The 14,425-nt window shown below is 65.6% G+C and carries 20 protein-coding genes and 1 pseudogene; 9 read left to right on the top strand and 12 right to left on the bottom strand.

Annotation, left to right across the window (positions count from 1 at the left end):
• Positions 1-9: 9 nt before the first annotated feature.
• A complete protein-coding gene (locus EAF64_RS18315; RefSeq protein WP_129070432.1) occupies positions 10-231 on the bottom strand; it encodes a YgaP family membrane protein in 222 nt (73 codons plus the stop codon).
• Positions 232-421: 190 nt separating this feature from the next.
• Here EAF64_RS18315 and trxA point away from each other — a divergent pair, with 190 nt between their 5' ends.
• Positions 422-826 carry a thioredoxin gene (trxA, locus tag EAF64_RS18310; protein ID WP_129070431.1) on the top strand — a complete coding sequence of 135 codons (405 nt, stop codon included), beginning with the start codon at positions 422-424 and terminating at the stop codon, positions 824-826.
• 20 nt (positions 827-846) lie between these two features.
• Here the strand turns inward: trxA and EAF64_RS18305 are convergent, their stop codons facing one another.
• Positions 847-1,395: a DUF1684 domain-containing protein gene (locus EAF64_RS18305; protein ID WP_129070430.1), complete on the bottom strand. Its 549-nt coding sequence runs from the start codon at positions 1,393-1,395 to the stop codon at positions 847-849.
• 257 nt (positions 1,396-1,652) lie between these two features.
• Between EAF64_RS18305 and EAF64_RS18300 the strand changes: the two genes are divergently transcribed.
• Together EAF64_RS18300 and EAF64_RS18295 are read left to right on the top strand one after the other, a co-directional pair.
• On the top strand, positions 1,653-3,053 hold the full coding sequence (locus EAF64_RS18300) for an FAD-dependent oxidoreductase (RefSeq protein WP_129070429.1): 1,401 nt from the start codon (positions 1,653-1,655) through the stop codon (positions 3,051-3,053).
• Complete coding sequence (locus tag EAF64_RS18295) at positions 3,050-3,271, top strand: hypothetical protein (protein ID WP_129070428.1); 222 nt, start codon at positions 3,050-3,052, stop codon at positions 3,269-3,271. The genes EAF64_RS18300 and EAF64_RS18295 overlap by 4 nt, the downstream gene beginning before the upstream one ends.
• A 55-nt stretch (positions 3,272-3,326) precedes the next feature.
• Here the strand turns inward: EAF64_RS18295 and EAF64_RS18290 are convergent, their stop codons facing one another.
• The 7 genes from EAF64_RS18290 to EAF64_RS18260 all read right to left on the bottom strand — a co-directional run bounded on the left by EAF64_RS18290 (position 3,327) and on the right by EAF64_RS18260 (position 7,361).
• Positions 3,327-3,995 (bottom strand): DUF1641 domain-containing protein, encoded by a 669-nt coding sequence (locus EAF64_RS18290; protein WP_129070427.1) that lies wholly within the window; start codon positions 3,993-3,995, stop codon positions 3,327-3,329.
• A gap of 10 nt (positions 3,996-4,005) precedes the next feature.
• A complete protein-coding gene (locus tag EAF64_RS18285; protein ID WP_129070426.1) occupies positions 4,006-5,148 on the bottom strand; it encodes an NAD(P)/FAD-dependent oxidoreductase in 1,143 nt (380 codons plus the stop codon).
• 28 nt (positions 5,149-5,176) lie between these two features.
• A complete protein-coding gene (locus EAF64_RS18280) occupies positions 5,177-5,419 on the bottom strand; it encodes a sulfurtransferase TusA family protein (RefSeq protein WP_129070425.1) in 243 nt (80 codons plus the stop codon).
• A gap of 39 nt (positions 5,420-5,458) precedes the next feature.
• Positions 5,459-5,857, bottom strand: a complete 399-nt coding sequence (locus EAF64_RS18275) for a DsrE/DsrF/DrsH-like family protein (RefSeq protein ID WP_129070424.1) — start codon at positions 5,855-5,857, stop codon at positions 5,459-5,461.
• A gap of 146 nt (positions 5,858-6,003) precedes the next feature.
• A complete protein-coding gene (locus EAF64_RS18270) occupies positions 6,004-6,408 on the bottom strand; it encodes a helix-turn-helix domain-containing protein (RefSeq protein ID WP_129070423.1) in 405 nt (134 codons plus the stop codon).
• A 99-nt stretch (positions 6,409-6,507) separates the two neighbouring features.
• Positions 6,508-7,107 (bottom strand): DsrE/DsrF/DrsH-like family protein, encoded by a 600-nt coding sequence (locus EAF64_RS18265; RefSeq protein ID WP_129070422.1) that lies wholly within the window; start codon positions 7,105-7,107, stop codon positions 6,508-6,510.
• On the bottom strand, positions 7,104-7,361 hold the full coding sequence (locus EAF64_RS18260) for a sulfurtransferase TusA family protein (protein ID WP_129070421.1): 258 nt from the start codon (positions 7,359-7,361) through the stop codon (positions 7,104-7,106). Before EAF64_RS18260 ends, EAF64_RS18265 begins: the two co-directional genes overlap by 4 nt.
• A 246-nt stretch (positions 7,362-7,607) precedes the next feature.
• Between EAF64_RS18260 and EAF64_RS18255 the strand changes: the two genes are divergently transcribed.
• The 6 genes and pseudogenes from EAF64_RS18255 (at position 7,608) to EAF64_RS18230 (ending at position 12,266) form a co-directional block, all read left to right on the top strand.
• On the top strand, positions 7,608-8,081 hold the full coding sequence (locus tag EAF64_RS18255; RefSeq protein ID WP_129070555.1) for a YeeE/YedE family protein: 474 nt from the start codon (positions 7,608-7,610) through the stop codon (positions 8,079-8,081).
• Positions 8,078-8,536 carry a DUF6691 family protein gene (locus tag EAF64_RS18250; RefSeq protein ID WP_227739056.1) on the top strand — a complete coding sequence of 153 codons (459 nt, stop codon included), beginning with the start codon at positions 8,078-8,080 and terminating at the stop codon, positions 8,534-8,536. The genes EAF64_RS18255 and EAF64_RS18250 overlap by 4 nt, the downstream gene beginning before the upstream one ends.
• A gap of 248 nt (positions 8,537-8,784) precedes the next feature.
• A pseudogene (locus tag EAF64_RS18245) lies at positions 8,785-8,931 on the top strand (DUF7512 family protein); the annotation flags it as partial.
• Positions 8,932-8,996: 65 nt separating this feature from the next.
• The gene (locus EAF64_RS18240) at positions 8,997-10,034 is read left to right on the top strand and encodes a sulfite exporter TauE/SafE family protein (protein WP_129070419.1); all 1,038 of its coding nucleotides are present in this window, start codon (positions 8,997-8,999) and stop codon (positions 10,032-10,034) included.
• Positions 10,035-10,206: 172 nt separating this feature from the next.
• Positions 10,207-11,400, top strand: a complete 1,194-nt coding sequence (locus EAF64_RS18235) for an MBL fold metallo-hydrolase (protein ID WP_129070418.1) — start codon at positions 10,207-10,209, stop codon at positions 11,398-11,400.
• A gap of 101 nt (positions 11,401-11,501) precedes the next feature.
• Positions 11,502-12,266: a DUF2270 domain-containing protein gene (locus tag EAF64_RS18230; protein ID WP_129070417.1), complete on the top strand. Its 765-nt coding sequence runs from the start codon at positions 11,502-11,504 to the stop codon at positions 12,264-12,266.
• Here EAF64_RS18230 and EAF64_RS18225 read toward each other — a convergent pair whose 3' ends face one another.
• From EAF64_RS18225 to EAF64_RS18215, 3 genes are all read right to left on the bottom strand, one after another.
• Complete coding sequence (locus EAF64_RS18225) at positions 12,267-13,115, bottom strand: universal stress protein (RefSeq protein WP_129070416.1); 849 nt, start codon at positions 13,113-13,115, stop codon at positions 12,267-12,269. It lies immediately after the preceding gene.
• 153 nt (positions 13,116-13,268) lie between these two features.
• Positions 13,269-13,661 carry a winged helix-turn-helix domain-containing protein gene (locus tag EAF64_RS18220; protein ID WP_129070415.1) on the bottom strand — a complete coding sequence of 131 codons (393 nt, stop codon included), beginning with the start codon at positions 13,659-13,661 and terminating at the stop codon, positions 13,269-13,271.
• A gap of 90 nt (positions 13,662-13,751) precedes the next feature.
• Positions 13,752-14,387, bottom strand: a complete 636-nt coding sequence (locus EAF64_RS18215; RefSeq protein ID WP_129070414.1) for a helix-turn-helix domain-containing protein — start codon at positions 14,385-14,387, stop codon at positions 13,752-13,754.
• Positions 14,388-14,425: the final 38 nt, after the last annotated feature.

Below are 14,425 nucleotides of genomic sequence, written 5' to 3'. Positions count from 1 at the left end.
CGGGACCGATCAGCGGTCCGCGTCACACGTGTCGATTCCCACACCGGCGTAGATCGGACAGCGCTGGGTCGTCCCGGTGACGACCAGCACCGCGCCGATGGCGACGATCAGCGCACCCACCGCGGCACCCACAGCCCAGTACCCCGTGATGGCCGCCCCACCTGCGATGGCGATGAGGACGCCCAGCGCGATCCGCACTGTACGGTCGCCAGTACCGACATTTCGGTCCATACGATACTCTACGAGCTCCACTGTATTGTATATTGTGGGTACAGAACACAAGATCAGTGCCCCGCCAGCCCGGATCACGTCCACGAGGCACCTCAGGCATCGACCCCTGTACGTCAATCACACCTGGGTGAAGCAGTATTGTCCAATTCGCACAAAACAACTAAGTACGGTCGGGACGTAGGGACTGTCGATGAGCGAGAATCGATCCATCGACGACATCAAAGCGGAGAAAATGGAACGACTGCGCGAGTCCGCGGACGGCGGGACGGCAGCGACGCCGTCGGAGCCGATCCACATCGAATCGGCCGAGGACCTCTCGGCGGCCGTCGACGAGTACGGGGTCGTCCTCGTGGACTTCTACGCGGACTGGTGCGGTCCGTGTAAGATGCTCGAACCGACCGTCGAGGAACTCGCGGCCGAGACGGAAGCGGCCGTCGCCAAAGTGGACGTCGACCGAAACCAGCAACTCGCCGGCCAGTACGGCGTGCAGGGCGTCCCGATGCTGCTCGTGTTCGCAGACGGCGAACCGGTCGAGAAGCTGGTCGGCGTCCAGAGCAAGGACGACCTCGCCGGCCTGATCGGCGCGTACAGCTGAACGACCGTCGACGGCCGGGGTCAGTGCTCGAAGTTCTTCTCGCCCGCCTCGATCCGCACTTCCAGCCAGTTCTCCGTCGGTGGGAGCGGGCACTCGTACCGGTCCGAGTACGCACAGGTCGGGTTGTAGGCCTCGTCGAAATCGAGAATCCACGTTCCCGCGTCGGTGCGGTGGCGCTCCGGTTCGAGGTCGAGGTATCGACCCGCACCGTACGTCTCCGCCCCGCTGGTCGCGTCCCGAAACGGCACCCAGAGCCGGTCTCCATCCGGATCGCCCTTGTAGGCAGTGATTGCGACACGTTCGCCGCCGATCTCGACAGTGAACTCCCCCCAGGCGAGGTACTCCTGTTCGCCGTCCGTACTCGTGCCGACGACGACCGGTTCGGGTTCGTCGTAGGCGTCCAGTTCGACCTCGAACCGATAGGCCGGGTCGACTGCGAAGTAGTCCAGGCCGTCGAAGGCCGCACGCTCGTCTTCGGGTATCGGTGATCGGTGGTCCTCACCGAAGTACCGGTCTTTCTGTCGTCGCTGTGCCTCGACGTCGTCGATCCAGTCCTCGTTCGTATCCATGAGTGTCCGTGGCCGTAGGCTCGACCGCCAGCCCGCTGTTTCGATTCCGATCCGACGCGTCTCTACCTGTAGTTTTGCCCCCGAAATACAAAAGTGCGCCGTCCGTAGTCTCCCCGATATCGGTACATGCACCGGAAAATCGCCGCTCAGTATCCCGTACGTGTTGCGACCGGCCACGCGTCCGGTCGCTGTCTGCCCGGTCGTATATTGTATTTTTTGCACAATATTTTATTATCGGTGCGGACGTAGGTACTGGTATGACAGCACCAGTAGTCGTCGTCGGTGGCGACGCGGCGGGGATGAGCGCCGCGAGCAAGTTCAAACGTGACGCGCCTGATCGAGAGGTCGTCGTGTTCGAGCGTGGCGAGTGGGTCTCCTACGGCGCGTGTGGCCTCCCCTACTACGTCAAGGGGGCAGTCGAGACGCTCGAGGACCTCGTCTCGGTGACGCCCGAGGAGTTCGTAGAGCAGCGCGACATCGACCTCCGGACGAACCACGAGGTGACGGCCATCGACCGCGAGGCACAGACGGTGAGCGTCGACGGTCCCGACGGCGAGTTCGAGCAGGCCTACAGCGAACTACTGATCGCGACTGGAGCCCGCGCCGTCGAACCCCCGCTCGACGGGATGGAACTGGACGGCGTCTTTACACTCCACAGTATGCAGGCGGGAGCCGATATCCGACGGGCGATCGGTCTCGAGACGCCCGCCGTGGACGCCCGCGAGGTCGCCTCGGACTACGCCGACACCGAAGACCCCGAATCGGTCGGCATCATCGGCGGCGGCTACGTGGGCATCGAGATGGCCGAGGCCTTCGCCGAGCGCGGCCTCGACGTCCACCTCTTCGAGATGTTGCCCCACACGCTCCAGCCGTTCGGCGCGAACGCGGCCGCCACCGTCGAGCGCCACCTCCGCGAGCAGGGTGTCGACCTGCACCTCGATACGGCGGTCGACGCGATCACCGGCGACGGACGCGTCTCGGCCATCGCCGCGGGCGACGCGGACGTGCCAGTCGACCTCGCGCTGGTGGGTGTCGGCGTCGCGCCGAACACGAAACTCGCCGAGGCGGCCGGTATCGACACCGGGGAGACGGGTGCGATCGCGACCGACGGGTACGGGCGGACGAACGACGACCACGTCTACGCGGCCGGTGACTGCGCCGAGGCGACTCACGTCGTCACGGACGAACCCGATCACGTCCCGCTCGCGCTGACCGCCAACCGCGCCGGCCGCGCCATCGGACAGACGCTGGCCGGCGACGAGACCCCGGTCGGCGAGATCGCCGGCACGGCCGCAGTGAAGGCCTTCGACCTCGAAGTCGCCCGAACCGGCGTGATCGAGGAATCGGTCGCCCGCGAGGCCGGCTTCGACCCCGTCTCGGTGACGATCACCGCACCCTCGCGCGCCCACTACTACCCCGGCGGCTCGGAGATCGAGATCACGATGCTCGGGGACCGGGAGAGCGGGCGCGTCCTGGGCGCGAGCATGGTCGGACGCGAGGGCGTCGCCAAACGGATCGACACCGTCGCGGCGGCGCTGCACGCCGAGATGACGGCCCAACGACTCTCCTCCCTCGACCTTGCCTACGCGCCCCCGTTCAGCCCGGTGTGGGACCCGGTCCTTACCGCCGCGAAGGTTCTCGCGGGGAAGCTGGAATGACGGCCCCACTCACTCCCTTCGAGCGGCGGTTGCTGGCCGAACTCGCCGGCGGGGACCAGACGCCCGCCGGGCTCGCGGTGGCGCTCGATACGGACCTGGGTACCGTCCTCGAAACCACCGCCGCGCTGCAGGCCCGGGACCTGCTGGAGCGTCAGGGGTTCGACACCTGCAGGCTGACCGACCGAGGGCTCGAGCACGTCCCGGACCGACCGAGCTGACAGGCTCTCGACCAGTCACGTCCGGTCACGACAGCATCGACACGAAAAAACAGCCTCACTCCTCGCGAAGGTCGCGCCCGAGCGCACGAGCGATCGCGAGCAGAAACCCCATGCCGGACTGCACGTCCGGATCGCGCAACGCACGAACCGTCCCGACGACACCTGGTGGCTCCGGCGGCTGGTCGCTCGCTTCGCCGACCGCTTCCAGCACAGATTCCAGCGAGCCCGCGACGGCCTCGTCGGCGGCCGTGTCCGCGAGTTCGCCCAGGCGCGAACCCGTCGCCGTCAGGTTCTGCACCATCTCGTCGTCCATCGCGGCCGTCAACAGCGAGAGCGTGTCGGCCAGGGCGAGCACGTCGTCGAGCGTCCCCGACCGCTGAAGCCGTGCCAGCGTCTCGATAGCTTCGGCCAGGTCGTCAGCGTTCTCGCCGGCTGCCTCGCCGAGTTTGGCTGCCGCAGGTGTCGCCAGTCCCTCCGCGGCCGCGCCGAGATTCGTCCCGGTGGCCGCCAGGTTCTGGACCATCTCGTCGTCCATCGCCGACGTGGCGACGGCCGTCCCGTCCAGCAGGTCGTTGACCGCCCCGAGGTTGTCGAGGAAACGCGCGACCTCCTCGGGATGCTCGGCGATGGCCGCCTGCACTTCCGGTGGGAGGTCACCGCCGTCGTCCGGCCCGTCTGTCGACCCGTCGCCGGTCGTAGCGAGTTCCTCCTGTTGTTCTGTCATCGTTCTCACCTCAGAGTAGTCCCCTGGCGGTGAGCCAGTAGGACTCGTTGTAACCGAGTTTCGCCCAGTGGACCGGCTTCGAGGGCTCCCTGACCGTGGGCTGGGTGCCGTACTCGAAGTCGACGAAGGTCGCCTCGTCCATCCCGCTCTCGATGAAGCAGACGGTCTTGCCGTCGTAGGTCGCTGTCGGCGTCTCTCCGCGCGTGCGACTGGCGATGCGATCGGCGACTGCACCGGCCTCGTAGTGGGCGACACTGCCGGCCTTGCTGGTGGGCACGTCGGCGAGGTCGCCCAGCACGTACACGTCTTCGGCGTGGTCCGATTCGAGCGTGTGTTTGTCCACGTCGGCCCAGCCGTCGTCGCCCAGGCCGGCTTCCGTCACCAGGTCGCTCCCCTCGTGCGGTGGGATGCCGACCAGCAGGTCGTAGTCGAGTTCCGCGCCCTCCATCGAGTGCAGGACGCCCGCCTCCGGGTCGACCTCGTCTGCGTTGAAGAACGTCTCGACGTCGATATCGCGTTCCTCGAAGGCCTCGCTGGCCCAGTCGGCGACGTTCTGAATCGCGTGAGCTCGCTGGATCGGGTAGGTGTAAGTGATCTCGACGTCTTCGCGGACGCCGCGCTGGCGGAACCAGGCGTCGGCCATCAGCACGAACTCGACGGGCGCCGCCGGACACATGTGCGGCGTGCCGATCACCGAGAGGACCAGGTGGCCCTCGGTGAACTCTGCCATCGTTTCCCGTAGCTCCTGGGCCCCGTCGGGACCGTAGAAGTGGTGGCCGCCTTCGGCGAGGCCCGGCAGCTCTTCGGGCACGAGCTGTGCCCCGAGCGCGAGCGCCAGCTGGTCGTAGCCCGTCGACCCGCTGTCCCGCAGCGACAGGCGCTTGCCGTCGGTGTCGACCCCGGTGACGCGGTCGATCTCGACGTCGACCGCGTGGTCGACGAGGTCCGCCAGTGGGCGTTTCGCGTCCTCGACCGTCTTCTTCCCGAAGGGGACGTAGAGGAACGTGGGCTTGTACACGTGGTCGGGGTCGTCGGAGACGAGCGTGACCCGGGCGTCACCGCGCTCGATCTCCGGGCCGAGCTTCTCGGCTAACCGGTTCGCGAGCACGGTCCCGCCCGTGCCGCCGCCGACGACGACGATGTGTTCTGTCATGATTGGGTGTGAGAACGGTGTGGACCGTTCAGTTGATCTCGACGTACATGCTCCAGTAGTCGTCGTGGTCGACGACTTCGAGGAGATCGTGGCCGGCCTCGTCCAGCCACTCCGGGACGTCGCTCTTGGACCCGTTGTCCGAGGTCTGCAGTTCGATGACGGTGCCCGGGTCTGACTCCTTGACCTTGCCGATGAGGTCCATCAGAGGACCGGGGCAGGTGGCACCGCGGGAGTCGACCGTGACGTCGGGTTCGTGTTCGGTTTCGCTCATTGTGTTGGGTGTATCGTGGTGTACTCGAACGATCGATGCTCAGACGAAGACGACCTGTTTGTCCTGGGCTCGGTTCAGGAAGCCCGAGACCCCCAGCGAGTCGTCGAAGACGTCGACGTAGTCGTCCAGGTCTTGGCCCATCAGGTCCATCGCCATCTCGCATGCGTAGAGTCGGAGCGGGCCGATCTCTTTCGCCTGTGCGAACTGCTCGGTGAAAAGCGGAACGTCCATATCCTCGGCTTCCAACATCCGCGCCCCGACGGGCCCGACTTCGAATTCTCCCGACTCGACGGTCTCTCTCTCGAAGGGTAACAGTCCCTCCATGGTAGCGAAGACCTCGACGGGGACGTCCGACGCCGCCGCGACGGATGCGATGGTACTGACCGCCTGGACGCGGGACAACTTCCTGGACGCGAGGACGATTGCATAGCCTGTCATGGGTCCAGTTACTGCTACGCCGAGGCCACAGATAATAGTGTGCAGAATTCCCAATATTCGGGAAGAACGACAACGACGGCGGTTGCTCCACGGGGAGACGTACGGAGAGGTATCGAAACTCGGTCAGCGGGTAATCCCGCGTGGGTTCACGACTCCGAGGGGGTCGTCGGGGCCGACTCGTCTTCGTACTTGGTCCGGAACTCCTGGATCAACTGACCGATCTGGGCGTACCAGTCGTTGAGCAGTCGCTGCATGTCGTCGGTGACCTCCTCGGGGTCTGCGGGGTAGTAGACGTGGTAGTACCCGCCCTGTTCGTAGTTGATCTGTTCTTTCTGGACGAGGCCGGTCTGGAGGAGGCGCTGGATCGATCGATACGCCGTCGAGCGTTCCCGCTCGACCCGGTCGGCGATCTCGTCGACGGTCAGTCGCTCGTCGCTGTTCGCGAGCGTCTCGAAACACTCCCTGTCGAGGTCCTTGAGACCGTGAAGACACTCCAGGAGCCCCTCACACTCCATGTCCTGGCGCAACATTTCCGCCATCGAGTCTGGCATAGGTGTACGTAGTCGACCTGACGCTAAAAGAGTTATGTATGTACCATACAACACTCCGCCGGGGTGTCAGCGTGGTCGGGGCCGGGAAAGAGTGACGAGTCAGACCAGCAACTGGATGTCGGCATCGGCCATCTGCTCCAGCGCCGTCGCGGCGCCGACGCCGACGGTGACGTCGTCGTAGAAGTCGTCTTCGTCGTAGTCCATCAACTCGACGGTCATCTGACAGGCCTGCATCTCGACGCCCATGTCGAAACAGGTCTCAAGCAACTCCTCGACGCTGGCCGTCTCGTTGTCGGCGATCCGCTTTCGCATCATCTTCGTCGTCACGCGATCCATCCCCGGGAGCGACGCGATGGCGTTGGGGACCGGCATGTTCGGGTTGCCGACAGAACTCATCTGGAGGTCCGTCGAGTGGTCCTCGTGGAGGATGTCCAGCCCCCAGAACGTATGAAAGACGGTCACGTCCCAGCCGAAGGCGGCGGCCGTCGACGCGAGGATCAAGGGCGGGTAGGCCATGTCGAGTGTCCCCTTGGTCGCGACGATGACCATCGACTTCTGCCCGTCGTCGACGTCGGTCTCGACGGCCGCCAGCTGGTCTTCGAGTTCGTCGACGCGTGCGCGCAGAGCCGCCAGCTCGGCCTCCTCACCGTCCAGTTCCGGACCGTCGGACTCGGCGCTCTCGTCCGTCTCGGTACTCATTCCTCCACCTGCACGTAGTGCACGTACACGCTCTCGCCGCCCTCTTCGCGTTCCTCTTGGTCGAGCAAGGCGACACCGTCTGTCCCGTCCGCCCAGCCGTCGATGTCGCTCATACTCCCGGAGTCCGTCGCGACGACTTCCAGCACGTCGCCACCGGCGAGGCCGTCGACCGCCTGTTTGGTCTTCACGACCGGCATCGGGCAAGAGAGACCTTTCACGTCGAGCGTCTCGGTGATGTCTGCTTCGTAGCTCATGTTGTGCCTTCGGCGTACAATACTACGCCCGGCCTTGATAATTGTGTCGGTAGTGCCCACTACTAGAGACCGAGTAGAAGAAAAACATCCGCTCAAGAGACCTATTGAACTCGTATCTCGAACACAGTATTGTACAATAACCGATTTGCTATGCAAATCCTTTTGACCGAGCAGACGGTAGAGCGGATGAGACATGCCCAGAAATCGACCCAGTACGGCAGCCCGCTCGGGCGGGGTGATCCGCCGATGATCGGTGCCGAGTTGTTCCCGAACGGGATCGCACGGTACCTGATCGGCGGCCTGTTCATTGGCGGCGGTGCGGCAGTGATCTACCTCGCGACCGGCATCATCGCGGGCGCGAGTACGTTCCTCGAGTCGACCCTCTCGTACGTGTCGAAGGTTCCGCGGTTCAACCGGTTCCCGTACGTGAATTCCCGGGACTGGCGGGTCGTATTCACGATCGGAATCGTCCTCGGGGCCGGTGTCTACGCCCTGATCTGGCAGGGCGGAGCCTGGACCACCGAGGTTCAGTGGTGGCGACTGCTCGGCGGCGGCATCCTCGTCGGCGTCGGAACCCGTCTCGGGAAGGGGTGTACGTCCGGCCACGGCGTCTGTGGTGTCGGTTCGCTCTCGCAGACCTCGATCGTCAACGTCGCGACGTTCATGGCCGTCGCCATCGGCACCGCACAGCTCGTCCAGGCGCTGGGGGTGTCGCCGTGAGCGACCGTGGCCCCGGCTTCTACCTGGCCATCCTCGTCGGCGGGCTGATCTTCGGATTCGGTCTGGGTTACAGCCACATGGCCCGGCCGGAGGTCGTCCTGAACTTCCTCCAGTTCGACGATCTCGGACTGCTGTTCGTGATGGGTGGCGCTGCGGTCGTTACCGGGATCACGTTCGCGATCGCCACGAAGACGCTCGACCGCGCGCCCCTCACCGGTCGGGAGTACCTTCGCCGGACGAAGTCCTTCGACCGGAACGTCGTGGTCGGCGGCGTCGTCTTCGGGGCCGGCTGGGGTATCTCCGGTATCTGTCCCGGCGCCGCCTACGCGAGTTTCGGCATCGGGAACTGGCCCATCCTCTGGGCCGTCGCCGGCATGTTCATCGGCGCGTACGCCCAAGGCCGACTGCGCTCGCGCATAGCCGATTCGAGTGCTGGCCCCGCCACGGCCGACTGATTCCGCTGCCCGCTGCGTTCCCGTCACCGCGCGTGACGACTTCCCGTCCTTCCGACTCGTCACATCGACCGGTAGTATGAGCGCCGTTCGCCCCCCGTAGCTACCCGTAACTTATCCATCGGTATCGGTCGGTTATGGCGATATAGTATTGTAGCTGAGACCCAAAACCGTTATTTACCCGCTCCGACTACGAACTCACGTGCAGAATTTCAAATCCGACACAAGACTGCTGGCACAGGTGAGTTCCGATGTTCGGAATTGAGACGCTCGGCGGGAACGCCCAGGCTGCCGTGCTCGTCGGCATCGTCCTCGTCGAGGCTCTCCTGCTGTACGTCGGGTACGGCGGGCTGGAGACCTTGCTGGGGCCGCGGTTCAGGCGCGTCCTCGAGGGACAGTGTGCGGTGCTGGACGCGTTACTCATGCGCTGTAAGACTGCGGAGAACGGGGGTGTCGAGCGGTGATGGACCTGTTCGGCGTGAGCGTGACGCTGCTCGCGACGTTCACGGGCTTCGGACTGCTCATCGGCATCCTCTTCGGCTTCTTCGGGATGGGCGGGTCCTTCCTCGTGACGCCGGCCCTGCTGGTGATGGGATACGAGCCCAACGTCGCGGTCGGGTCAGGCCTCGCGTTCGTCTTCGGGACCTCGGTGATCGCGACGCTGAAACACCGCGACCTCGGGCAGGTCGACTACAAACTCGGCGTGTTGATGATCGCCGGGACGACCGCCGGCATCGAGGTCGGCAAGGTCGGGCTGGAGTACCTCCAGCACATCGGGCTGGCCGGTTCGGTCGTCAGCGTCGCGTACGTCCTCCTGCTCGGTGGGATCGGTGCATTCGTCACCCGCGAGTCCCTGAAAGGAGGAGACGGTGGCGGCCTCGAACACGACGTAGACGAGGACACCGACGTCGACGAAGACGACATCCCCGAGATCGCACAGAAGATACAGTCCTACCGCATCCCGCCGATGATGTCGCTGCGCGGAGGGTTCCAGGTCTCGCTGTGGATGATCCTCGCCGTCGCCTTCGCCACGGGCCTGCTGTCGGGCTTCCTGGGCGTCGGCGGCGGGTTCATCCGTATGCCCGCGCTGTTCTACCTGATCGGCGTCCCCGTGCCGGTCGCGGTCGGGACCGACTTGTTCGAGATCGTCTTCTCGGGCGGGATCGGCTCTTTCCTCTACGCCCAGTCCGGTGCGGTCGACCTGAGCATCGTCGTGCCCCTGCTGGCCGGGAGTGCCCTCGGCGCACGACTCGGCGCGGCGGCGACGAGTCTGGTCGAGGAGGAAGACATCAAGATCTACTTCGGCATCATGCTCCTGCTGGGTGCGGTCGCCGTCGCAGTCCGGCAGGTCGGGGGCGTGCTCGAGATGCCGGTCCTCGACAGCGTGAGTCTCGCGATCATCCTCGGCGCCGCACTGCTGGTCAGCGGCGCCGTCTCCTACAGCGCGGTTCGGGAGCTCCGGCGTGACGCCGCTGAGAGAAGCGTGACCGCCGAGGCCTGACCGCTCCGCACACGTATCGACTTTGCGTTTTTTCCACAACACAACGTCGTCGCTTCCCCTGTTTTAGACGCCGAAATACCGCCAACTCTCCGCGGCGCGTGACATCTGGGGACATAGTATTGCACAATTTACGCAAGATATATGGGCGTCGGTCGCGTACCGGTGAGTGTACATGGATCCAGACGACTTTCCGACGCCGGACGTCGAGGTCGACGAGATCGAACCGGACGAGCTCAAGCGACGGATCGACGACGGGGAATCGGTGACGATCCTCGACGCGCGAATGGAGAGCGACTTCGACGAGTGGCACGTCGACGGTGACACCGTCGAGGTCGCGAACGTCCCGTACTTCCACTTCCTTGACGAGGGCGTCGACGACGACCTCCTCGAGCGCGTGCCGGAGGGGGACCCGCTGGTCGTCCTCTGTGCGAAGGGCGGCGCGAGCGAGTACGTCGCCGGTCGGCTGGCCGAGGCCGGCCGCGACGTCGTCCACCTCGAGGAGGGCATGAACGGCTGGGCCCGCATCTACGAGCGCGAGCCGGTCACGCGCTACGACGGGCCCGGTGACCTCTACCAGTACCAGCGCCCCTCCAGTGGCTGTCTCGGCTACCTGCTCGTCACCGACGGCGAGGCGGCCGTCGTGGACCCGCTGCGCGCGTTCACCGACCGCTACCTCGACGACGCGGCCGCGCTCGACGCCGAATTGACCTACGCGTTCGACACGCACATCCACGCCGATCACATCAGCGGCGTGCGTGCCCTCGACGACCGGGGCGTCACCGGCGTGATCCCCGAGGCGGCCCGCCAGCGAGGTGTGACCTACATCGACGACCTCGAGACGGCCGCCGACGGCGACGTCTACGAGGTCGGCGCGGCCACAGTCGAGACGATCCACACGCCGGGCCACACTAGCGGCATGACCTCCTACCTGCTCGGTGAGAGCCTGCTCGCCACCGGCGACGGCCTGTTCGTCGAGAGCGTCGCCCGCCCGGACCTCGAAGAGGGTGACGAGGGAGCGCCCGACGCTGCCCGGCAGCTCTACGAGACTCTGCAGACGGCGGTTCTGCCTCTGGACGACGACGTGCTGGTCGGCGGTGCACACTTCAGCGACGCGGCCGAGCCCGCCGGCGACGGTACCTACACCGCGCCCGTCGGCCAACTCGAAGCCGAGATGGACGCGCTCACGATGGACGAAGCCGAGTTCGTGGACCTGATCCTCTCGGACATGCCGCCCCGGCCCGCCAACTACGAGGACATCATCGCGACGAACCTCGGCCAGCGGACGGCCGACGACGAGAAGGCCTTCGAGCTCGAACTGGGCCCGAACAACTGCGCGGCCAGCCAGGACGCGCTCACCGGCGACTGAGGCCACCCGAGAATCGCTACCTGTTTTCCCGGTCGGCACCACAGTACTGATATCAGTGGACAGTATTCACCGTTCTATGTCGTGGCTCCCGAGGGATCAGTATGAGCGACGGTGACAGTCCGCCCGACGACGAGTCCGAGGACGCTGCGCCGGACCGCCCGCCGGACCCGGACCGCGACTCGCTCGGTCGAGTGGGGCCGCTGGACGCCCGGGTCGGCGAGGGACTGCTCGACAGTGACATGGGTCCGAGTTCGGCCATGGCCCACCTCTACCGGGGCGAGATCCACCGGATGAAACTCTGGCGCGAGCGCCTGGACAAGACCACCAACTGGGCGGTGTTGTTGATCGCGGCGGTCCTGACCTGGGCCTTCTCCAGCGAGGCCAACCCCCACTACGTGATCCTCGTCGGCCACGCCGCGGTCGTGATGTTCCTGTTCATCGAGGCACGCCGGTACCGGGCCTACGACGTGTGGCGCTCGCGCGTGCGGAAACTCCAGGAACACGTCTGGGCCGTCGGCCTCGACCCCGGGATGGACCTCGAAGAGACCGGCTGGCGCGAGGATTTGGCCGAGGACTACCGCCGACCCCGTCTGAAGATTTCGACCGAAGAGGCGATCGCCCACCGACTCCGGCGGGTCTACTTCCCGCTTTTCACCGTGCTGAACGGCGCGTGGTTGCTCCGAGTGACCGCGTTCGCGGGCACGGACTGGCCCGCGAGCGCCGCGGTCGGGACCATCCCCGGTACCGTCGTCACCGGCGTCGTCGCGGTGTTGTACCTCGGTGCGCTGGTGATCTGTTGCCGGCCACGAACCTGGCACACTCGCGGTGAACTCCTCGACGAGGACCTCAGACAGAACGGGGACTGATCAGCGGACGCGCGTCGGCGGCACGATCAGGACGTTCGAGGTCGCCCGGGCGGTGACGTCCTCCGAGACGCTCCCGAGCAGGAGCCGCCGCATCGGGCTCCGACCGCGCGCGCCCAGCAGGATCGTCGTCGGCTGGAACTCGGTTTCGGCGGCCAGTATCTCGTCGGTCGCGACGCCCTTCCGGACCTGGGTCCGCGTCCCGATACCCCGAGATTCGAGGTCGTCGGCCAGTGCCGCCAGTCGATCCTCGGCGTCGGAAACGGTCTCACTCCCGGCCCGACGCGCCGGCGGCGCGACGTGTACGAGCAATGCCTCTTTCGTCGCAGTCCGGAGCCGGTCGAACTGCTCGAATGCCCGTTCTGCGTTCTCCGAGAAGTCCGTCGCGTAGAGGATTCGCTCGAAGAGGTGTTCGTCGGCGACTTCGTGGTCGTCGTCCCGTTCGACGATCCGCTGGACGAGCAGCGGCCGAACCGACGTCCGAGCGACGTTCCGTGCGGTCCCGCCGATCAGTCGCTGTTCGAGTGGGCTCTGCCCCCGCGAACCGACGATCACGAGATCGGCGTCGACGCGGTCGGCGAGACCGTTGATCCGCCGGTGGGGCGTCCCGCGCACGACGTGGGTTCTGACCTCGAACCCCTCGCGCTCCAGAAGTTCACGCTGCCGATCGAGCGCGGCGCTCGTTCGCCGACTCACGTCGCTCCCGGGCATCCCGGCCGTCACGTTCGGACTGGTGACGGTGACGAGATCGAACGCGTCGATCCCATATCGTTCGAGACACTCCAGGCAGGTTCGAGTCCCGATAGCCGCCTCGATCGCTTCAGACAGGTCGGTCGCGTACACTGCGCGCATAGGTCGACCTACGACGGCCGTGCTATTTAGTATTGCGGGCAGTACACAATATATACAACACAGGCTGGCGGAGACGCGACTCGTAGTCACGTGGTGGTCGTCGGGTACGGAGGGGAGTGATGTGAGAAGTGATCGACGAGTCGCAGGCGGTCGTCACCGGTCCCGGGCGGGTCGGGCGCGCTGGGTGACTTCGAGGCCCATCTCGCCGCCGGTGCCCAGTGAGACGACGACGTCCTCGACGGTACGGACGTACTCGCTGCTGTGTTTCCCGGTCGTAGACAGACGTGTGCGCTCTTCGAGCAGGCCCGCGTCGGTCAGGAGTTCGAGTTTCCGGTAGGTGGTCGAGAGCGGCAGATCGCAGGCGTCCGAGACTTCGTTCGCCGAGCGGGCGTCCTCGCTGGTCGCCTCGAGGATTTCACGGCAGTCCGCGTCGTCGAGCGCGTCGAGGACGTGCTGTATCTCCTCGGCCCCCTCGACGGTGGTCACGTCGCTGGAAGCGTTCTCGGCGAACTTCACGGACGAGACGGCGGACGGTGACTGACTCATACTACCGACAACACGCCGGATGGTGAGGAACGGACAGCCCCATTATCCGGGCAGGTTTATAAGTGAGCCGCGGTCGTCCGGTGACGCTCCTCAGAGCAGGTCGTCGAACAGTTTCCGCTCGGCCGCAGAGAGGTGTTCGCGCAACGTCGACGGGTTGATGTCGAGGTCGTCGGCGATCTCGGTCGCGTTGGCACGTCGCGGATTCTCGAAGTAGCCCATCTCGTGGGCTCGTTCCAGCACTTCCAGTTGTCGGTCGGTGAGCCTGCTGCGGTCGACCAGGACCGAATCGTGCCCGTTCTCCCCGGCTGGGCCACGGACGAATCGTTTGATATCGATATCGGGGAAGCGTTCGCGGAGCTCCCCGACGACCGTCTGGAGTTCTTCGTAGTCGGCCGCGTGGAACACGACGGTGAGTCGCCCCTCACGCGCGACGTACCGGGTGACGGGACAGCCGAACTGCCCCAGACACTCACAGGGACAGTGCACTCCCTCGTCGTGGACCATCCGGTACCGTCGGGTGGAACCGTGGGAGAACACCGGTGTGAGGTCTCCATCGGGTTCGTAATCCGCGTCGACAGCGAACTCCGTCGCAGTCCGCGCATCCGCAGTCGGGCGAACACTTCGGGCCACCGAATCGACCGTCGTCCCCGCAGCGCTGGCGTGTTCGACGACCGGGCAGATGTCGGGCGTCGAGAACTCGACCGTCGCTCGTATCCCGGACGACATCGGTGACGGCCATTTCTCCGGTAGTCACTTCAGTGTAC

Origin of the sequence: Halorientalis pallida, from assembly GCF_004118325.1 — an archaeon.
GTDB lineage: Archaea > Halobacteriota > Halobacteria > Halobacteriales > Haloarculaceae > Halorientalis > Halorientalis pallida.
Note: the sequence above shows the minus strand (reverse complement) of the source record. Positions and strands in the feature narration are given on the sequence as shown.